Genomic DNA, 20,438 nt, shown 5'->3' on the forward strand with positions numbered 1-20,438 from the left:
GCTCACGTAGCTCTGCTACGCTCCGCTCCTCAGTTTCTAGCTTCATCCAATCTTCTCGGTTCTGAAAACCGAACTTTTTGAACTTTGATATTACAGGGATGTTCAAAAAGTCCGGTTTCCATAACGAAGGTTCAACAGAGAGGCAGAGTAAAATAAAACTCCGTTCCCTGGCCCTCCCGGCTCTTGAAGGAAATGACGCCGCCATGGGTTTCGACGATGTTTTTGCAGATGGATAAACCTAAGCCGTTGCCCTCGGTCGCAATAGCTTGGCCAGGCACGCTGGATTGTCCGCGATAATAGCGTTCGAACAGGAACGGCATATCCTGCGGCCGAATGCCTCTGCCCGTATCCGCAACCGTAAAAACAAGATGATTCTCTTCCAGATCAGCGGATATATGGATCGTATCGCCTGGCGACGTATGCTTAAGCGCGTTCGTTACGAGATTCGTCAGCACCTGCTCGATTCGCGCGGCATCGACAGGGAGCAGGACGTTCGGCATGTTCAACGATTCGCGATAAGCAATGCCTTGCGTTCGTGCATAATGACCTAAAGTGGACAAAATCGGAGGGAACACTTCCATGCTATAACGTTCCTTTGGCTCCACCGATATTTGACCGAGCTCTTCCATGGCGTGGAGGAACAGATCTTCCACCTGTCTGGACATCTTGTCCGTATGATTGCGCATAATGCCGACATACTCCAGCATCGTCTCGCGGTCGGAGCACACGCCTTCGAGTATGGCTTCCATATAGGCTTTGACGGTTGTAATCGGCGTTCGAATCTCATGCGAAATGTTGGTGATGAGCTCCTTCTGCGCTTTCTCCTGTCTGGCCCGCCGCTTGCGCTGCTCCTTTAGCTCCAGGGTAATCTGATCCATCATGGCATAAAGGCCGCCGAGCTCATCCAGGCGAGCATATTGTGTCCGGATGTGGGACGGTGGTTCATAGTTTCCTCTAAGAATGGCTTCGGCAAGACCTTGTAACGTCCGGATAGGGGAGAGAATACGGGAATGAAAACTTATTCGCATAACCACCAGCAGCCCGACGGATCCCAGGAAAAGAAGGCACGACACGATCATCATCGCTAGCGGAAATGCAGATGAGGAGTCGCTCCCGAGCCTCTCCTTGGCGACATGGAAAATCGCGTTAGCGACATGCGAGTCTGTAGCAGCATCCAGAACGGGAAAGGTAATACGATAACTTCCGTCGTTCTGCGTTGCTTCGTGCAAATCATAGTGAAGAGAGGACCGCAGATTGAGGCGATCCCCTTGCTTGTAAGGAGAAGTCGAGAATAAGAGTTCTCCGCTCAGCCCGGCGTAGGTAAGCGCCACGTTCTGCTTCTCCGTCAATGCTCGAAGCGTTGCTTGCACATGCTGGTCGCGGATGTTTTCGTAATGCTGCTCCATAAAGAGCAGGAGTGGATTTACCGCCAGTCGGACTTCGTTAATGACGTAATCCGACTCATGATTCCGTTCTTGGTTCGTCACGTAAAGGAACCAGCAGCCGCCTATTGCCGTCATCAGGAAAAAAAGCGCCATAAAGGCGCCGATCCAGCTTTTTAGCCAAACGTTCATATGGATCCGCCAACTCCGCTTCTCTGTTTAGTCCAAGTTGAATTTATAACCCACGCCCCATACCGTTTTGAGACAAACGGGCTTGGAAGGATCGACTTCGAGCTTTTCCCGCAGTCTGCGTATGTAGACCGTGACGGTATTCTCGTCGCCATAAGCGGCGTAGCCCCATACCGCATCGAGGAGTTGGGCTTTGGAGAACACCTGGTTCTTGTTTCTGGCCAGATAGTGGAGAAGCTCGAACTCCTTGGCGGAGAGGGAGACCTCCAAGCCGTTAGCCAAAACCTTGTGGCCCTTCTTGTCTATGACGAGATGTCCCAGGTTAAGCATGCCCTCGTTCTCCGGAATCTGTTTCCTGGCCGCATTCATGCCGTCGTATCGACGGAAGTGGGCGTTGATTCGGGCGAGCAGCTCCGTCAAGGAGAAAGGTTTTGTCATATAGTCGTCCGCGCCGAAGCCCAGTCCGACCACTTTGTCCGTATCGCTGCCTCGGGCGCTTAGAATCAGGATGGGAACGTCGCTGCTCTCGCGAATGGATCCGCAAAGCTGGATGCCGTCCATATCGGGCAGCGTGAGATCCAGCATGACAAAGTCGGGTTTCAGCAGTTCCATCATGCGCAAGGCGTCTTTTCCTGTGGAAGCGATAGCGGCTTCGTATCCGTTTTTGATCAAATAATCCCGCAGTACGCGGGCGATATCATATTCGTCTTCAATAATGAGTATCTTCTTTTGTAAGTTCATCTCGCGCTCACCATTCCGTGTCCCAATTTCCTTTAATTCTACTTCATCTTCCAATGGATTGATAGGTTTGGCATGCTGTGCGAGTTGGATGGAGGATTATAAATATCCCAAAAAGAGGGATGTGCGCAACGTTTGTCGAAATGGGGGGTTATGCGGTTAATCCCGCATGTTTAGGAGGGGACGAATTTTGAAAAGAAAACGAAGCCGTTTGGAGTGGTTGACGATAGGAGTCGTCGTTATCGTAAGCGTTATGTACGCGACGGTACCGTCCAGGGAAAGATTCGATACATTTATTGCAAAGAGGCATGGAATCGAATGTAAACCCGACTTTGAGTTAGGTCAAGTATGTTACGTAGATGAAAAAGTCATTCTTTCGAAATCCGGTCATTCCCAGAGATCATTTTTACATGCCTCCTCCGAAAGAGACTATAAATTTGAAAATGGCGAAATTATAACGACGCGAACGCTTGGTTTGTTTGGCCTATTATTTGAGATGCGCGACGGGTTCTGGTGGGAGCACGTTTTTAATTGATGCTCGAATACGGAGTTTCAGCAAAATAAGGGCTATGGTGTCCGATAGCGTCCCTTTGACCTAGCAATGCGATCTTGAGAAAAAAAGAGGTGATGATTTTGAAGCTGAGATTAGGATTTTTATTGCATGGATTATTCCTTACGTTTTTCTGGTTTGCTATAATATAGGTTTTTTTACGTTCATCATAACGAATGCCAAAGGACTCAATGAGATTAATAGAATAGGGATATTTGTATTCATGTGGTTTGTTTTCAGTCTCGTGCTGGTTTTCGGGGCCATTCGAATTATTCAGTGGTATAAACAAGGAAAGTTTCATACCTCGCATCCATCGCCAAATCGGGATACTGAATCTGCAGAGCCGAAAGATTCGGATAAAAGCTTGAGCCCTGTGCCTGAAGCCCCGTCTTGCTTAGGCTGCCGCCTTGCCAACGGATTGGAGGAAGCGCATGTCGTATTCGAAAACGATTATGTGACTTGCCTGCTGGATATCGACCCGCTTAATGAAGGACATACCTTGATTCTGCCCAAGCGGCATTTTGTAGAATTGTCGGACACGGATATAAGCGCCAGACATGCCATTATGAACGCTTCCGTACGAATCTCCAATGCCCTTAAAATGATTTATAAACCTGATGGAATATCCATTATGCAGAATGGCGGAAGCTTTAACGATTTGGGACATTACCACATGCATGTGTTCCCGAGATACAACAACGATGGTTTCGGCTGGAAGGAGCCGGCCGTTAAATCACGGCATTCTTTAGACCTGGTGAAACAACGGATAGCGGAGCAGCTAAAAGACGGTATGCCCCAATTGTGACCCTGACGTCAGGGAGATGAGCTTTTCTTCCTCTCCCGAATGGGGTACGATCAATAGCAGAATGGCTAGATTATTAAATATGGCAGCTTGCCATCGCGAAGGGAGAGGTCAACTTGGAAAACTTTGCATGCCTTTACGTCATACGAGGCGAACCATTTCCCTCAGGCACCTGCGTAAATTTGAACGAGGAAGAGACGATAGTGGGACGAGCATCCCATCAAGCGACGCCGGACGTGGCGTTTACGAACGCATTTGTATCCCGCCAGCATTTCTCCATTCGTCGGGAGCGGAATCAGGCGGTGTTGTATGATCTGGGCAGTCTTCACGGAACCGAAGTTAACGGAGAGCGGGTCAAGCCCAATCAGCCGTATGTTCTGAACAACTTCGATATCATCAAGCTGGCCAAAGGGATGACGGTGCTTCACTTTTCTTATCTGTCAGCGGATCAGACGCTGGATATTGAGCCGCTTAGCATAACCAAACGGCTGCAGGCCGTGCATCTGTCCTTAACCATCCATTGGGAGAAACGAGAATGCGTGGTGGACGGTAAAAGAATTCCGATGTCCGAGAAGGAATATTCCCTCATTCGACTGCTTCACGATAATGCGAACCGACTGGTGCCGCTGGATGTCATTAAGACCACGGTTTGGCCGGAACGCACGGTAGAAGGAGATGGCATACCCGACGTGTCTCTGGATGAGCTCAACACGCTTGTCTACCGGCTTCGGAAAAAATTCGGCAAAGACACGTTTATGATCAGCTCCGTGCGGGGCAGCGGCTACGTATTGGAATCCGAAGTGAAATCGTATTAACGAAAGGCGGAATTTCGCCATGAAAGTGATCCAAACGGAATATTCGGGGCCGTTGTACGGCTCTGTTCATATACCGGGGGCGAAAAACAGCGCCCTCGCCATTCTTGCGGCTGCTTGCTTGGCAGACGATATTGTAACGCTGGAGGGCATTCCTCCAATCGATGATGTGCGCGTCATTGCGACGATCGGCCGGGACATTGGCCTTAACCTCAAGCGGGTAGACGGCCGCATCGTTATCGATCCGCGCTGGATCCATAAAGCCGAGATCGATCCCGGCAAAGCTTCCAGCTATCGAGCCTCCTATTATTTTGCAGGCGCGCTGCTGGCCAAATTCGGCAAAGTGACGATCGGTTATCCAGGGGGCGACGATTTTGTATCCCGGCCGATCGACCAACATATCAAGATGTTCCGGGCGCTTGGAGCACAGGTAAATCTGCAGGACGATCATTACGTCGTGGAAGCTGCGGAATTAAAGGGAGCCCCCATTTATTTTGACACGATCACTTCGGGAGCTACAATAAACGCGATGCTTGCCGCCGTGCGGGCCCGTGGCCGGACATGGCTGCATAATGCGGCGAAGGATCCGGAGGTTGTGGATACGGCGGCTTTTCTTAACAGGCTTGGCGCCAGAATCTACGGAGCAGGCACGGAGCATATTCGAATCGAAGGGGTTCCTTATTTAAATGGAGGGAGCTATACGATCATTCCGGATCGGCTGCTTGCCGGCGCGTTTCTGATGTCGGCTGGACTTCGCGGTGGACAAGTGACGGTGCGAGACGTCATTCCCGAGCACCTGGGCGCTTGCCTGGCGAAGCTGGAGGAGATTGGCTTGCAGATCGAATGCGGAGACAATGAAATCACCGCGTATGGTACGGGAGCGCTTCGGGCGACACGCGTGCGTACCGGCATGTATCCCGGCTTCGCGACGGATCTGCAGCAGCCCATGACCGCGTTACTGCTTCAGGCGAGGGGCAAAAGCATCGTAACGGACCGCGTTTATCCGAAACGATTCGCTCATGTGCCACAGCTTCGCAGACTCGGCGCGGAGATTGAGCTCCGCAAGGAGAGTGCTTACATACGCGGAGGGGTCCAACTGCAAGGGGGTTGGGTTCACGCTACGGATGTTCGCGCCGGCACAAGTCTGATTCTGGCGGGACTTACGGCCGAAGGCAGCACCTACATTACGGGAGTCGAACATCTGGAACGCGGCTACGAAGATGTCATCGGCAGCTTCCGATCCATCGGAGCGAAGCTGGATATGCGTGAGATAGAGGCCGGCGAAGCCTCGGGACAATGGATGTTGCCGGGATAATGGAAGAAGGCTGCCTGGATTCGTTGAAGACGGGTGGTCGACGGCCGTATTTCGCAAAGCGTTCGAAACATCCCTTGGAGTTACGATCTTGTTGATCCTATTATATCCCGTTTTACTTGCTATGGAGACGAAGCGGAAGAAAACAACCAAACATGTCATTAGACATGTTAGATCGGAGAAGATTCATTGAGATTTTACATGCCGCCGACAGGTGAAGCTTACAAGCAGGTAATCGATTTGGCGATCCGAAATTCGGATTGTTTCGTGCTTAAACAAGCCTTGGAAATTCACCCCGTTTGGGATACAACCGGATATATGCTTGCATTGGAGGCGCTGCAGCGATACCTGATCCATACGCGTACGATTCCGGCGGGCAATTTGGAGGATGTCATCGAGGCGCGCGAAAGTTATAGAAGCAGCGCTTTTTATACGGCTGGCATCTACCGCTTCTATCGTTGCTGCGAGGAAAGCGGCAAGGTGCTGAAGGAGCTGGCTGTTGGTTTGTCCGATTGGAAATTTCCCAACCTTCCCGAGGATTTGTGTTTCTTGATGGAAGGGGGCGGCGATTATTTGTATTCCATCGTACACGAGAACATGTATGGTCTGGAGGTATCCGATGAAGAGGCGACCATGTTGATGGATCAAAATCCGGGTTTGTTTCTGGAGCTCGAGGACCATAACAATTTGGATCGTCTGCTGGAGGATGCCATCAAGCAAAAGGGAACCCGTCTCTCGATCAGCGGGCATGGATTGAAGTCGTTGCCCGATGACATTCGTTATTGCACGGAGCTGGTCGAACTGGATATATTCGAGCAGGATCTCTATGAGCTGCCCGAAGTTTTGTTCGAGCTGAGCAAGCTGGAGATTTTATCGATTATGACGGCCGATCTGGCTTGTATTCCTTCTTCCATTGGCAAACTTAAACATTTGCGGGAGCTGCGTATCGTATGCGCCAGTTCGGACCGGCCCGCACCAGGCTGGACTCCCAAGCCCCTCCATAAGATAAGCTTGAACCGCATACCGCCGGAAATCGGCGAGCTGCAGCGGCTAGAGGTGCTTGCGATTCAATATTCTTCCATAGACGATCTCCCCCAAGAGATAGAGAAGTTGAAGAATCTCCGTCATTTGATGATTGCTCCAAGCATGCTTCGCGCTAAACCCGACTTTCTCTCCCGCATGAAGGATCTGAGCTTTATCTACAATTAGAAATTGGAACAGCGACAGCCAAGGACAAGATAAAGTCCTGGGCCGTCGCTGTTTTTTTTGCTAACGATCTCCGTTGTCTAATTGGTCTATAAATTAATGATTTAAACCACCAATCAAAATCTTGAAGTCCATCGTGACTTGTTTCAGATTCATCTGCAGCACTTTTTCTATACGCTCGTTAGAAGCACCCCAGGATAATGGCGTCATGCCGAGCAAGGGTTCGATTAAGGATTCACCCAGGTTTACTTGATATCGAATGTTTTGAACATCCACTAACTTGATCTGCTCGTTAAAGTGGCTGGTGGTAAGGAAATTCGAATAAGCCTGTTTATCTGAACCGCTGTAAAAGATTTCTCTTAATTCCATCAGATAATCCTGATTAGGGACGACTTTTATGACCAAACCATGATCACTAATCAATCTCTGGAATTCCGAATAATTTGCCGGGGAAAGAATATTTAAAATGAATTTGAATTGCCGATTTGCAAATGGACAGTTTGCAATGTCCGCGACGCACCAGATCGCATCGGAATATTCGGATGCAGCCATACGAATGCCCTCTTTTGAAATATCGATTCCTACAGCCAATGTAGCGCTATTTTTATTCTGACTTATTTCTAATCGTATGTTATTTAAGTGAGACCCTTCTCCGCATCCCGCGTCCAGTATGCTTATAAGATCATTACTCGAGTGCTGATTCATTATAATTTGACTTACGGCGACATGTAAGGGATTAAACAAACCGCCTTTGCCGATTAATCTTCTGTGCTCGAATACCTGTTTATCATATTTAGTAAGATTACCTCGAGACAGTAGGTTTATATATCCATGTTTTGCTATATCAAAGCAGTGCCGATTGCTGCAAATCAAACTCTGCAAGTGGACCCCTCGCATCGATTTCTTGCATAACGGACATCTAAATAGCTCTTGATTCTTTTCGATTTTTTCAGCACTAATCCACTTTTTACTTTTTTGGAACACAAAAAAGCACCCTTTCATTCGTAGTAGGTGAATGAAAAAGGCACAGTCAAATAAACCCTGGCATTTCTGTTCAAAATGCGGGTTAAGTGATCTGCACCTTACATTACCTTAAACGAATGAATTTGATGATCATGAATGAGCTCTCCCTTTTGTAATACAGGATACAGGATTAAACACTCTTATATTAGCATGTTTCGCTTATAGGAGGAAATATCGCTCGACCGCATGCGGCCTTCGCATATACTACGCCCGTCCCTGCCTGGCGGAACGATATTGTCCCGGGGTTATGCCGGTTTCCTTGCGGAACAGCCGGATAAAATAGTTCGCGTTATCGATGCCGACTCTCTCGCCGACCTCTGCAACGGATAGGTCGGCATTTGCCAGCAGCGAACGCGCCTCCGATATTTGCAGGCCGTGTTTAAATTGCAGCGGGCTCTTGCCCGTGTACAATTTGAGACATCTAGCAATGTAGTCGAACCGGTAATGCAAGGCTTTCTCCATATGGTCGGCGCTGAACGGATCCGTTGCAGTGCGCTGCAAATATGCAATGGCGAGATCGCACAGCTTACGCGAACGGGGAGCATAACGCCTTTGCGCGGCTTCTTGCAGCTTCACCAACAAGGAGGCCAGTTCGGCTTGAAGCAACAGCGAGCCGGAGGCCGTCGCGCGATGATGCAGCTCCAACATGCGGTTCAAAACCGGCAGGAGATCAGGACCGTTGAAGTCGGCGAACTTGGGAAGGTACATCGTCTGTCTGTGAGGAGCCAGGTCGAGATCCGTGCCTTTGGCATAAGGGAATGACCAAGGAATACTGGCGCTGTCAAGCGTCCGGACAGGCGCATCGTGGACAAAATGAACCCAGTAGATCTCCGTTGCTTCGGAGCTTGCTTGATGGCCGATATGATGTTTGCCTGGCTCCAGCACTAGCATATTGCCTTCGGTAATTTCATAAGACTTATTGTCTTCGGTCATATATAGGACGCCATTGTTAACAAAGAGCATGTCATATACGTCGAAAACGCGGGAGAGATGCTTGATCCCGGGCGGCCAGACAGCATGTCCGATCGTGACCAGCTGAGGCAACGGGGGGATCGTAAGCTCGAGACAAATCATGGCGGGCCATCTCCTTTGCAAGAAGTACTGGTTGCCATTCATTGTAGCATGCTTCGTCATCGAAAGGTAGAAATCGTGCTATTACAAGTCGTTTCCGAATCTGTCCAATCCGCCCCGTGCTTCCTATACTTAAGTCATATGAACAGGAAGGGAAGAGTGAATCATGCGATTTCGTCAGGTCCATCTAGATTTCCACACTTCCGAGGCCATCACGCCTATCGGAGAAAAATTCGACAAAGGGCAATTTCAAGAGATGCTTCAATTAGGCAGCGTGGATTCCATTACGGTATTTTCCAAATGTCATCACGGCTGGGCTTACCATCCGTCCGAAGCCAACGAGATTCATCCCGGACTAAGCTTTGATCTGCTCGGCGCTCAAATCGAAGCCGCGCATGAAATCGGCGTCAAGACGCCGGTTTATTTGTCGGCGGGGCTCGACGAGAAACTGGCAATACGGCATCCCGAGTGGCTGATCCGCGACAGGGAAGATGCGACAAACTGGGTCAAAGGTTTTATGGATCCGGGCTATCATGTTATCTGCTTTAACACGCCGTATCTGGACATTTTGCTGTCGCAGATCGCGGAGACGTTGTCCCGCTACGATGCGGACGGGCTGTTCCTCGACATCGTCGGCGTCAAATCCTGTTATTGCCACAGCTGCGTGGCAACGGCTAGACGGGAAGGGATCGATCCCCGGAATGCCGAAGACATGCAGCCGCTATGGGAGAGAACCTATGCGAATTATACGGCCAAGGTCAAAGAGACCGTGGAGTCCGTAAAGCCGGGACTTCCGATCTTTCATAACGGCGGCCATATCAAGCGCGGGCGCCGGGACCTGGCATGGATGAACACGCATCTGGAGCTGGAATCGCTGCCTACTGGCGGCTGGGGCTACGACCACTTCCCATTATCGGCACGATATGCTCAGACCCTTGGCATGGAGTTTCTTGGCATGACTGGCAAGTTCCATACGACGTGGGGAGAATTCGGCGGCTATAAGCATCCCAATGCGCTCCGTTACGAAGCAGCGCTCAGCATTGCGAACGGGGCCAAATGCTCAATTGGCGATCAGTTGCCTCCGAACGGCCAAATGGACAAAGCGACCTATGCCTTGATCGGGGCTGCATATCGGGAGGTTGAGAGCAAGGAAGCGTGGTGTACGGGGACGACGAATGTTGCGGATGTCGCGATTCTGTCTCTGGAGGCGACGGGCGTACATCCAAAGGTTAAAGAGGAAGGCGTAAAGTCGGAATCCGATGTCGGCGCGATCCGCATGCTGCTGGAGGGCAATATCTTGTTCGACGTCATCGATTCGGAGCAGGATTTCTCGGCGTACCGAGTCTTGATTCTGCCGGATTACGTAGCAGTGGAGGGCTCCCTGCAAGAGAAGCTGGAGGCTTATCTGGAACAAGGCGGCAAGCTGCTTGCGACGGGCTGGTCCGGACTGGACGCCGAAGCGGAGAGCTTCGTCATCGACTTTGGCGCTAGATTGATTGGGCGCAATCCGTATCGTCCGGATTATTGCCGTCCGTTGTTTAAGCCGGGAAGCCTGGAGAAAGCGGCGTTTATTTTCTACTCGCAAGGGCAGAAGATCGAGCTGCAGGGCGGAACGGAGCTAGGACGTCGCGAGGATCCTTACTTTAATCGGGATGTTTACACATTCTGCTCCCATCAGCATACGCCTAACAGCGAGACCTACGGAGGGCCGGGCATCGTTAAGAACGAGAATGGCATTTATATAGCCTGGAACGTGTTCGACGAATATGCCGAAAAGGGCAGCCTGATCCTGAAGGAAACGGTCGTGCACGCGCTGAAGCAGCTTATTCCCGATATCACGCTCGATACCACTCTCCCGGCGCAAGGCGTCGTTACGCTGCAGGAACAGAAGGCCGAGAAACGTCTCGTTAACCATCTTTTGTACGCAACGCCGATCCGTCGCGGTAAAAGCATCGAGGTTATTGAGGACATCATCCCGCTTCATAACGTTGAGGTGTCCGTACGGACTGACGCTGACGTTAAGGGCGTATATCTGGCGCCTCAGCTCACTCCGCTTCCATATCATTTCGATAATGGCGTCGTTTCGTATACGGTACCCGAATTGGATTGCCACCAGATGGTCGTTATCGATTATAATGAATAGGTTGATAGATTAACGACTATTTTATAGTGAGAGAACAACCTCCTATAGCGAAAGGATGGCGAACCATGGACTTCAAACCATTAGCCTTATTCCTCGACCGTATTACCGCTTGGCGCATTCCGTGGGCGGAGGTGTTGGTCATGCATCGCAACGAGACCGTATTCCGCTATCGGAGCGGAATGCTGGATCTGGAGGCGGGAACGCCGATTGACGAAGACCGGATTATAAATATTTATTCCATGACGAAGATCATGACCTGCGTCGCGGCATTGCAGCTTGTCGAGCGGGGAGCGATGTTGCTTAATGACCCAATCTCCCTGTATTTGCCGGAATACGCGGAGATGAGCGTGAAGCAGCGGGGAGAAGACGGGGAAGTGACGCTGGCAAAGGCGGAGCGTCCTATTACGGTGCGGGATCTGTTTACGATGACGGCCGGCTTCTCGTACGATCTGTCCGTGCAGTCTATTCGCGAGGTGATCGAGACCACGGCAGGCAAGGTGCCTACCAGAGCGTTCGCAGAAGCGTTGGCGAAGGAACCGCTCCAGTTTGAACCCGGCACGCATTGGAATTACAGCCTCTGTCATGATGTGCTGGCCGCGCTGGTGGAAGTCGTAGACGGACGTCGCTTCGGCGTATACATCCAAGAGGAAATTACGGGCCCTCTGGGGATGAGCGATACCGGCTTCGACTTGTCGGCCGAACAGATCGGAAGAATGGCTCCGCAATATTTTTACGATGATGCGCTGGGCAGGGCAATAAGACAAGACCATAACGGCTTCCGGATTGGTACGGAATACGAAAGCGGCGGCGCCGGTCTCTTATCGACCGTTAGCGATTATGCATTGTTTCTTAACGCGCTAACGAACCGGGGAACGAGCCCGGCTGGCGTGCGAATTTTAGCTCCGGCAACGGTAGAGCTGATGCTTGCGGATCATCTCACTTCGGCTACGCGTCCCGATTTTAATTGGGAGCATATGAAGGGCTACGGCTACGGACTTGGCGTCAGAACCCATATTTCCAAGGCAGAGAGCGGTTCGTTAAGCCCCGTCGGCGAGTTCGGATGGGCAGGCGCAGCGGGCTGCATGGCCATTATCGACCCTGTGAACGAGCTTACGGTCATGTATGGCCAGCATTTGCTGAACAACCAAGAGCCATACGTGCATACACGTCTGAGAAATATCGTCTACGCTTGTATCTAAGCAGTCGGCGAATAACAAGAAAGAGCCGTCCCCGGCATGTACCGGGAACGGCTCTTGTTCTTGCGGCAACCAATTGCGTTTCTACAAGACTGGCTTTATCTGACCCGGAATACCGCGATCGCCTGTTGCAGCTCTTGGGCGAGCACGGCCAGGGACTGCGCCGTGGCGGCGGATTCTTCGCTCGCGGCCGCGGCTTCCTGCGTCGTGGCGGAGATGCTCTCTACCGCGGTCAATACCGTCGTCGTCTGGGCTGCCTGCTCCTCGCTGGCCGCCGCGATTTCAGACACCTTCATGCCCGCGTTGTTGACGAAGGACACAATGTGCTGGAACGATTCCGACGTCTTGTTGGACATGGCGACGCTTTGATGGACGGCCGTCGAGCTTTGTCTCGTATTTTCTTGCATGCCTTTAATAATGCCCGTAATTTGTTTCGTCGCTTCGCTGCTTCGTTCCGCCAATCGGCGAACCTCGTCGGCGACGACGGCGAATCCTCTGCCTTGTTCGCCGGCACGGGCGGCCTCGATCGCGGCATTTAAAGCAAGCAGGTTCGTCTGATCGGCAATATCTTCGATGACTTCGATAATATCGCCGATTCTGGAGGAATCCTCTTCGAGGCGCGACATGGAGCTCTGCAGAGAATGCATGCTTTCCATGGAAGATTGAACGACCTCGTTGCCTTGACCCGCCATCTCCATCGTTTTGTCCGACAGCTCGGACGCGATTTCCGTGTTTTCCGCGACGGAATGAATGGCGGACGAGAGCTCCTTGAACAGCTCGCTGATCATCTGAGCCGCTTCGGCCTGATTGGCATTGCCTCCGGCAAGCTCCTCGCTGCTGGCGGACAGCTGCTCGGCGGATGCGGCCACGTTTTGCGAATGCTCGGAGATCCGGCCAACAACAACTCTAAGCTTGTCGATCATGGCATTGATGCCGTCCCCGAGCTTGCCGATTTCATCGCGCGTACCGATCTCGACCTTCTCGCGCAAATCGCCATCCGCTACCTTTGCCAGCAAGGTCACAACCCTGTTCAAAGGTCCTGCGATAATGCGTGAGATAAAGTACCCGAATGCAATGCTTGCGATTACGGCAACGATCACCACGGCAATCGTAATATTGCGCGAGGATTTATACAAGGCAGCGCCATCGTCTCTGGCAACATCGGCTTCGTTCATATTAATGGCAATCAAGTCGTCTAGAGGAGCCGTCAGCTCATTGACCAGGCCAACATATTCTCCGTCAATAAAGGAAAGCAGCTCCTCAAGGTTGTTGCTGTCTTTGTATGTAACGGCACGGGCTACCGCTTCCTTGTACTTGGGCAATTGGGTATGAAATCGACTAAGCGCCGCTTCGGATTCCGCCGACAGCTGCGTCTGGCCGAAGGCTTGGACAGCGGTTTCCACTGCTTCCAACTGGGCATCCAATCTTGTTTTAGTCTCGTTGATCAAAGTCGAGGTTTGGGACATATACAATTTGCGGACAAGTATACGCATTTCGCCTAGTGCGATCTTGGTATTTTGCACCTCAACCAACGCCGTCAATTGATTATCGTACATATCGTCCAAGCTGCTGTTGATTTTGCCCAGATTGCTCAGGCCGTATACACCTATGAAAGTCATAATGATCGAGATAAGAAGGAACGCGGCAATCAGCTTAACCATCGTTTTGAGATTATAGAACCATTTCATGTTAGGTAACTCTCCTTGTCGCGTATGTAAGATTATCCGCAGGGCGGGGCTATTCGTTATTGCATAAGCACTTCTTTGAGCTTAAGAATACCAGTCAAATCGCCATCGGTAATGCCTATTCCGGCAAGCAGCGAGGAGGAGATACCGCCGAATCGATCAGGCGGAAGCTGAATATCCTTGAAGCGGAGCACCTTGTTCACTTTATCGACAATAATGCCGGCCGTCGTATCCCGATTGCGAACGACAATAATGCGAGTGGATTTGGATACAGTCTCCTCCGACATGCCGAGCAGAAGTCTAAGACTGAAGACGGGGACGATTTTTCCTCTCAGATTTACGACGCCTTTTACATACATGGGCGTATCCGGCATCCCCGTAATTTCGAGCATTTGAATAATTTCGTGTACTTCAGAAATAATGACGGCATATTTGTCCGTACCGATGTTGAATTCAACAAATTGCTCGGATAAATTGGGTTCCATGGTAATTTTCCTCCTGGGCTGGTGTAAAGCGCGGCATGGCGATAGGGTGCTCCTTGCTAACTGTCATTGGGGGCCATGGCGTTTGGCCAACCATACATGTACAGTGCGCCAGGCTTGCGAACCATTTTAATGAACGACTCCACGAGTCCAGGATCCAGTCGGTTGCCCGCCAATCGTCTCAATTCCTTTACGCCTCCTGCTATGGTTCTGTGGGAATAATGGCCTCCAGGCATTACCCAACCATCAAAAATATCGAGAATCGCACAGATTCTTGCATATTGCGGAATATGTTCCCCTATAAGCCCGTCTGGTGTGCCACCGCCATCCCAACGCTCATTTTGATGACGAACCGCGGCAAGAACGCGGGAATTCATGACCGGTTCCAGTAATCGGACTCCGATAGCCGGATGCCTCTCCAGTGCGCCCGGACGCGATCCGAAATACTTCCTCTCATGATCAAGAATCGAGTTGTCGATCAACAGCTTGCCAATGTCATGCATGAGACAGCTTTGAACTAACTCTCTCGATTCCCTTTTGTCCAATTCAAGTCCTGCCGCGAACTTCTCGGCTAACAATGAGGTTCGAATGCAATGATAGTACGTGTCGGGGTGCTTGCGCCGAAGCGCCTCCATGGCATCGTACAACGGATAGCCGCCGCCGTGTCCTTTTTCCGATAATGCGATCACTCTCACCGTCGCCCACCTCTTTTCGCAAGCTGCTTCTCCGGATAGTCAATTTGGTGCGGCAACTTGAGCCAAATTCGATAACGCTGTAATTCGACAACATTTCCTATGACGATTTAACTAGTTGAAGCGTTGTTCGAACGTAGTATAGTATGTTTATACTGTTTTTACAACCTTCATTTAAGTCCAAAGTCCCTAATGAAATATAAGAATAAAATGGAAAGAAATTAATAATAATAAATGTGCACTAAACAAAAAGCTGTTAATATGTGAGATAATAAGTGAAATAAATAATCGTAAGACTGAATTGATGAAATATTCATTAGATTCAAACGAATTTATTGAAAATAAATTCGAAACAAAATTTAAAATCAATTTATTTCCTTATGATAAAAATTTAATATTTTTAATAAGAATTTGTAGTTTTAAAATACATATTATTACTTATTTGAACTATTGTTTTTCCAAAATAGCTTAGGGGAATCTGTATGTTTTTGTCGAATGAGAGAGATAGGGCAACAGGTGAAACGGGAAGCTTGGAGTCGGTCGAACACGCCATGAAGCGAGTCAAGGATCGACGAATGTATGAACGGTACCAGGCGCTGTATTTGCACCTGAAAGGATATTCGCCGGAACACATTTCCGATATCCAGAACCGTCACGTCAAAACGATAAAGTCGCATATCAAAGCTTTTGAGGAAGGTGGGCTTGATGCCTTGAAGATGGATTTTTCGCCTGGCGCGCCGCCTAGATTGACGGAAGGCCAGCTGGAAACGCTGGTGCAAATTATTAACAACAGATCTCCGAAGCGCGGCGGGTATTCCAGTGGTGGGAAGTGGACGTTGCAGGCTATTGCGACCTGTATTGAACGGGAATTTGGATACCGATACTCTCTTAGAGGTGTATCGAAGCTCGTGGAACGGCATGCTATTCTTAAAGACTCCAGATCAAGCCGGAAAACGAAGTATTAGTCTGCTTTTTGAACAACCTCTAAAAGGAAAAACATTAGTTCAAGTACGGGTTTGTGTAGTTCGGGAGCATCAAATTAGGAAAAAGGAGGAAATCGCGATTGCCATTTATCCGAAATTGGAAAATTTTTCAGCCTACATTCATTCTTTGTCCGGCGAGAGACTGACTCGGGAGCAGTTGATTGTACCTGAGCTCCTGATGGCTGAAGAGCAAAGGATAAAAATGTATTATGTGCCCTACGATTACATAAATGTTGATGCAAAGCTGATGCTCGTAGGTATTACGCCAGGTTTTACCCAAATGGAAATAGCTATTCGGACAGCCCGAGATGCGTTGCACAGCAAGGTTCCGTTGCAAGACATCCACCGACGGGCAAAACTCGCCGCAAGCTTTGCCGGCACGATGAGAACGAATCTGATCGCCATGTTGGACGTAATAGGCATCCCGGCCCTTCTTGGCATAGCGGGAAGCGGAGAATTGTTTGGCGTTCGGCGCGAGCTCATTCATACGACCTCGGCTGTTCGTTATCCCGCATTCGTCGAAGGGCGCAATTATACAGGACACGCTCCTTCTATTATGCAGTCGCCTATGTTGTCCTCCTATGCTAGGTCGATCTTGCTGGAGGAGCTGGAGCAGGCTGGCAATGCTTTAGTTATTCCGCTTGGGAAAGCGGTGGCGGACGTGCTTCGTTTTTTTGTTCAGGAGGGGCAGCTGCGGGCGGAACGATGCCTGTTCGACTTCCCTCATCCTTCCGGCGCGAATGGCCATCGGTGGAAGCAGCTCGAGATGCATCGGGAGAAGCTGTCGGCGCAGGTTGCCAATTGGTTGAGTCGCGGGTAAACTGGACTCAAAGAGGCGGTATGCGTGGGAGACATAAAGATTACTAACTATCTCCCACTGTCTGTCTAGTCCGCAAGAAAGAGGTAGCTAACTTGACAGTTCCTCATCTCATTGTTATCAATGGTTTGCCTGGATCAGGCAAAACGACGTTATTCCGGCGTTTAGTTCAGGGATTGCAGATACCGGGCTTCGCAAGAGACGGAATTTATGAAACGCTGTTTGATGCCATGGATTGCGCTGAGAGCGGCAGTCCGCTAATGCTGGGTCATGGCGCATTCGGCATGATGTATTATTCGGCAGGCCAGTTGTTGTCAGTGGGACAACCAGTCATTCTGGAAGCGTTCTTCGGGCGGCCGGAGCTCCGAAGTGCCGAATTTCGCCAACTGCAGACACGGTATCCTTTTGAACCCATCCAACTGCTTTGCAAAGCCGATGGGAATGTGTTAGTGGAACGTTTCCTCGGGCGAATGACTTCGGAAGGACGGCATCTTGGACATCAAGATCAGGCATGGATAGAGGAAAATAGGAGGCGATTATTACAAGGGAAGCTAGAGCCGCTATCGATCGGTGGTACGCTCATCGAGGTCGATACGACCGCTTCAAAGCAGAAAGTCTACGATGAGTTAATCGTGCAAATTCTTTCTCTTCTGAATGTAAGAAAACCTGAAGGGAATAAGTGAAAACGAAAATTTCGATAAAAAAAGGAGGGTTCATTGTACTATGAGTCATGGGCAACGTATCGACAAAGCCTCTATTATGATCTCTGCTACGCAGCTTGAGGTATACGAGGCGTTCATTCATCCAAAGGCCTACGAGTCGTGGCTGCCGCCACAGGATATGACGGGGCAATTGCTGGAGTTCGACCCCCAACCGGGGGGCGCTTTCCGCATGAAGTTAACGTATAATGACCAGGGTTACGCACATGCAGGCAAGACGACCGAGGAAGCCGATATCGCGAAGGGATACTTTCGGGAGTTGAAGCCCCATGAACTTATTGTGCAGGCTATCACATTCGAATCCGACGATCAGCGGTTTGCGGGCGAGATGACGATGACATGGAAAATTTATCCCAATAACGGAGGCACTATGGTTTCCGTCGAATGCATAGGTGTTCCTGAAGGCATTGGCCAAGAGGATCATGAGATGGGTCTGAACGCCAGCCTTCGGAATTTGGAACTTTATTGCGAGATGCAAACAGGCCGAAGGGCTTAATACCGCAAAAATCGCCGATTCAATCCGGCTGCAAATCTTCTCGTGTATCAGATTCCGGCAGCCAAGGAACTGGACGGCGGCGATTCTATAATGGATATTGTCCGCTCGTTTATCACATGTTTAATATGGATCCCGTACTTCTTGAAGTCGGAACGGGTCAAAAATACGTTTATACGATAGTGCGGGAGTATTTCCGCTTATAGTGATAGAACATTTTCATGCATTCCCCCCGCCACAATCCCACAAAATGATGCATTTCGACACGAGCCGCTTCCCTAAAAACAAATGATGTTATAATGATAGCACTATAGATAAAGGGGGAGTGCGCCCATGCGTAAGCGGCTCGGAATGCTCGTTCCCCATAAGCTCAAATACCGGCTCTTTACCTTGTTCGTGCTTGTCATTCTGTTGCCGTTTGGCGCGCTGAATATCTACAATTACCAGCGAATCGAGACGTTGGTGCAGAACAAAATCAGCGAGCAGAGCCACGAGCAGCTCGATAATCTGCATCGTTCTTTGGAGGATCAGCTCAGCATCGCGTTTAAGACGCTGATTTTCCTGGAGAAGGATGCCGACGTGCGGGATATTTTGCAGCATCCGGATAAACGCAATATACTTGAAAACGCAAAGTTAATGGAAAGCAAGTTCAAAAATTTAAACAACAGCTTTTTCCTATATAACCCTTCGGTGTATTTCACTTTGCTGGACGATGATGGACACTTCTACACCTCATACTCGCCTCGCTACACGTTAAAATACGAGGATTTCGCCGACAATTCGTCCATTGTCGAGATGAGGGAAACGGGCGCTTCGTACTTTTGGGTGTCCGATGACCAAAATTACGTGTCGCCGGACATATCCAAGAGCCCGACGTTGTTATCTCTGTACGCCAGTCTCAAGGATAATCGAAACCGCGTATACGGCTGGGCCCGCATCAGCATCGACTTCTCCTTTTGGTTCCAATCGGTGCTGCAGAGATCGGAGAGCAATCAAGCTTATTTTATCGTCTCGCGGAAAGGCGAGATCATTTCCCGGTCGGCGCCGGAGTCCCTGCTCTCTGAAAAAGCCATTACGCAAGTGACTGCCCAGCCAGTCAACGGCTATTGGAAGGACGGGAAAAACAGCGCGCTTGTCAATTACAGCTATCTGCCTTCGCTGGATTGGTATTTGGTAAATCAAATTCCGCTAAGCGTCCTGTTCCAGGAGATCGAAAGCTTGAAAAAACAGTGTTTTGTTTCTTTCTTCATTATAACGGCCGCATTTATCGCGGTAGCTTTCATGATCGCGTATGCGTTTACAAGACCGTTATCCCATATGCAGGCCAAAATGAAGGATGCCGTACGCAAAGATCTCCGTATTCGGCTCCCCGAAAATAATTATAAGGGCGAGGTATTGGAACTGACGCGCACGTTCAATGAAATGATGGTGGACATGAACGCACTTATTCACCGTCTAAAGGCGGAGGAGCGGCAGCGGGACGCCGTTCACTTCCAAATGCTGCTTGCCCAGGTTAACCCTCATTTTTTGCTTAATACGCTTAACACGATGAAGTGGATCGGACTGAGAAGCCGCAATGAAGAGATTGTGGAGATTTGCCTGTCGCTCGGCAAGCTGCTGGAAACCAGCCTCAACTCCGACGTCGATCTTATTCATTTGCGGGAGGAAATCGAGCTTACGAAAGCGTTTATCTATATCCAGCAGGTTCGGTACAGCAACAGCTTCGAGGTGGAGTTCAGCTACGAGGAGGAGATTCAGTACGCGCTTGTACCCAAGCTGAGCCTGCAGCCGCTCGTGGACAACGCGATCAAACACGGGATTGCGAGCCTTGCGGGAGGCGGCAAAATCTATATCCGCATGGGTTTGTCAGAGAACGACGCGTCGAAGCTTGTCCTGGAAGTGGAGGACAACGGCATCGGCATGGAGAGGGCGCGGCTTAATCAGGAAGCGGGACGGAAGCGTCCCGGCATCGGCCTCGACAACGTGCGAGAACGGCTGCGCTTGTTATTTAAGGATAGCGCAACGCTTGCGCAGGTGCCGATTACGCAAGGCACAATGTTCCGGCTTATCGTGCCCTTCCTGTTGTCCGAGCCTTACGAGCTGCAGATGATCGCGCCGAATGACGGAGAAGAAAGGTAGGGAT

The 20,438-nt window shown here is 50.2% G+C and carries 20 protein-coding genes; 13 read left to right on the top strand and 7 right to left on the bottom strand.

What is annotated here, in order from left to right; genetic code table 11:
• Positions 1-131: 131 nt before the first annotated feature.
• The gene (locus H7F31_RS16740; protein WP_187105129.1) at positions 132-1,574 is read right to left on the bottom strand and encodes a sensor histidine kinase; all 1,443 of its coding nucleotides are present in this window, start codon (positions 1,572-1,574) and stop codon (positions 132-134) included.
• A gap of 27 nt (positions 1,575-1,601) precedes the next feature.
• Positions 1,602-2,312, bottom strand: a complete 711-nt coding sequence (locus H7F31_RS16745; protein ID WP_187105130.1) for a response regulator transcription factor — start codon at positions 2,310-2,312, stop codon at positions 1,602-1,604.
• 187 nt (positions 2,313-2,499) lie between these two features.
• Here H7F31_RS16745 and H7F31_RS16750 point away from each other — a divergent pair, with 187 nt between their 5' ends.
• From H7F31_RS16750 to H7F31_RS16770, 5 genes are all read left to right on the top strand, one after another.
• Positions 2,500-2,844: a hypothetical protein gene (locus H7F31_RS16750; protein WP_187105131.1), complete on the top strand. Its 345-nt coding sequence runs from the start codon at positions 2,500-2,502 to the stop codon at positions 2,842-2,844.
• A 238-nt stretch (positions 2,845-3,082) separates the two neighbouring features.
• The gene (locus H7F31_RS16755) at positions 3,083-3,664 is read left to right on the top strand and encodes an HIT family protein (RefSeq protein WP_187105132.1); all 582 of its coding nucleotides are present in this window, start codon (positions 3,083-3,085) and stop codon (positions 3,662-3,664) included.
• 200 nt (positions 3,665-3,864) lie between these two features.
• Positions 3,865-4,476 (top strand): FHA domain-containing protein, encoded by a 612-nt coding sequence (locus tag H7F31_RS16760; RefSeq protein WP_246608596.1) that lies wholly within the window; start codon positions 3,865-3,867, stop codon positions 4,474-4,476.
• Between the two features lie 19 nt (positions 4,477-4,495).
• Positions 4,496-5,788: a UDP-N-acetylglucosamine 1-carboxyvinyltransferase gene (murA, locus tag H7F31_RS16765; protein ID WP_187105133.1), complete on the top strand. Its 1,293-nt coding sequence runs from the start codon at positions 4,496-4,498 to the stop codon at positions 5,786-5,788.
• 186 nt (positions 5,789-5,974) lie between these two features.
• Entirely contained in the window at positions 5,975-6,994 is a 1,020-nt protein-coding gene (locus H7F31_RS16770; protein ID WP_187105134.1) for a leucine-rich repeat domain-containing protein, read from the top strand.
• A gap of 93 nt (positions 6,995-7,087) precedes the next feature.
• On the opposite strand, the gene H7F31_RS16775 is transcribed toward H7F31_RS16770, so the two are convergent.
• Together H7F31_RS16775 and H7F31_RS16780 are read right to left on the bottom strand one after the other, a co-directional pair.
• Complete coding sequence (locus H7F31_RS16775) at positions 7,088-7,993, bottom strand: putative RNA methyltransferase (protein WP_187105135.1); 906 nt, start codon at positions 7,991-7,993, stop codon at positions 7,088-7,090.
• A 225-nt stretch (positions 7,994-8,218) separates the two neighbouring features.
• Positions 8,219-9,088: an AraC family transcriptional regulator gene (locus H7F31_RS16780; protein WP_187105136.1), complete on the bottom strand. Its 870-nt coding sequence runs from the start codon at positions 9,086-9,088 to the stop codon at positions 8,219-8,221.
• 163 nt (positions 9,089-9,251) lie between these two features.
• On the opposite strand from H7F31_RS16780, the gene H7F31_RS16785 reads away from it, so the two are divergent.
• Together H7F31_RS16785 and H7F31_RS16790 are read left to right on the top strand one after the other, a co-directional pair.
• Entirely contained in the window at positions 9,252-11,228 is a 1,977-nt protein-coding gene (locus H7F31_RS16785; RefSeq protein WP_187105137.1) for an alpha-amylase family protein, read from the top strand.
• A gap of 65 nt (positions 11,229-11,293) precedes the next feature.
• A complete protein-coding gene (locus H7F31_RS16790) occupies positions 11,294-12,427 on the top strand; it encodes a serine hydrolase domain-containing protein (RefSeq protein WP_187105138.1) in 1,134 nt (377 codons plus the stop codon).
• A gap of 95 nt (positions 12,428-12,522) precedes the next feature.
• Here H7F31_RS16790 and H7F31_RS16795 read toward each other — a convergent pair whose 3' ends face one another.
• Genes H7F31_RS16795 through H7F31_RS16805 form a run of 3 tightly spaced genes read right to left on the bottom strand, consistent with a single transcriptional unit; the run spans position 12,523 to position 15,286 of the window.
• On the bottom strand, positions 12,523-14,112 hold the full coding sequence (locus H7F31_RS16795; protein ID WP_187099713.1) for a methyl-accepting chemotaxis protein: 1,590 nt from the start codon (positions 14,110-14,112) through the stop codon (positions 12,523-12,525).
• Between the two features lie 56 nt (positions 14,113-14,168).
• Positions 14,169-14,594, bottom strand: a complete 426-nt coding sequence (locus tag H7F31_RS16800) for a chemotaxis protein CheW (RefSeq protein WP_187099714.1) — start codon at positions 14,592-14,594, stop codon at positions 14,169-14,171.
• Positions 14,595-14,650: 56 nt separating this feature from the next.
• The gene (locus H7F31_RS16805; RefSeq protein WP_187099715.1) at positions 14,651-15,286 is read right to left on the bottom strand and encodes an HD-GYP domain-containing protein; all 636 of its coding nucleotides are present in this window, start codon (positions 15,284-15,286) and stop codon (positions 14,651-14,653) included.
• A gap of 479 nt (positions 15,287-15,765) precedes the next feature.
• Between H7F31_RS16805 and H7F31_RS16810 the strand changes: the two genes are divergently transcribed.
• From H7F31_RS16810 to H7F31_RS16835, 6 genes are all read left to right on the top strand, one after another.
• Positions 15,766-16,248 carry a helix-turn-helix domain-containing protein gene (locus tag H7F31_RS16810; protein WP_187099716.1) on the top strand — a complete coding sequence of 161 codons (483 nt, stop codon included), beginning with the start codon at positions 15,766-15,768 and terminating at the stop codon, positions 16,246-16,248.
• 220 nt (positions 16,249-16,468) lie between these two features.
• Positions 16,469-17,086, top strand: coding sequence for a uracil-DNA glycosylase family protein (locus H7F31_RS16815; RefSeq protein ID WP_187099717.1), 618 nt, complete (start codon positions 16,469-16,471; stop codon positions 17,084-17,086).
• Between the two features lie 92 nt (positions 17,087-17,178).
• Positions 17,179-17,766 carry a P-loop nucleotide/nucleoside kinase family protein gene (locus H7F31_RS16820; RefSeq protein ID WP_187099718.1) on the top strand — a complete coding sequence of 196 codons (588 nt, stop codon included), beginning with the start codon at positions 17,179-17,181 and terminating at the stop codon, positions 17,764-17,766.
• Positions 17,767-17,806: 40 nt separating this feature from the next.
• Entirely contained in the window at positions 17,807-18,298 is a 492-nt protein-coding gene (locus H7F31_RS16825) for an SRPBCC domain-containing protein (RefSeq protein ID WP_187099719.1), read from the top strand.
• Positions 18,299-18,388: 90 nt separating this feature from the next.
• Positions 18,389-18,478 (top strand): DUF2569 family protein, encoded by a 90-nt coding sequence (locus H7F31_RS34590; RefSeq protein ID WP_187105396.1) that lies wholly within the window; start codon positions 18,389-18,391, stop codon positions 18,476-18,478.
• Positions 18,479-18,628: 150 nt separating this feature from the next.
• The gene (locus tag H7F31_RS16835; protein WP_187099720.1) at positions 18,629-20,434 is read left to right on the top strand and encodes a sensor histidine kinase; all 1,806 of its coding nucleotides are present in this window, start codon (positions 18,629-18,631) and stop codon (positions 20,432-20,434) included.
• The last annotated feature ends 4 nt before the right edge of the window (positions 20,435-20,438 follow it).

This window comes from Paenibacillus sp. PAMC21692 (assembly GCF_014303795.1).
Taxonomy (GTDB): Bacteria; Bacillota; Bacilli; order Paenibacillales; family Paenibacillaceae; genus Pristimantibacillus; species Pristimantibacillus agaridevorans.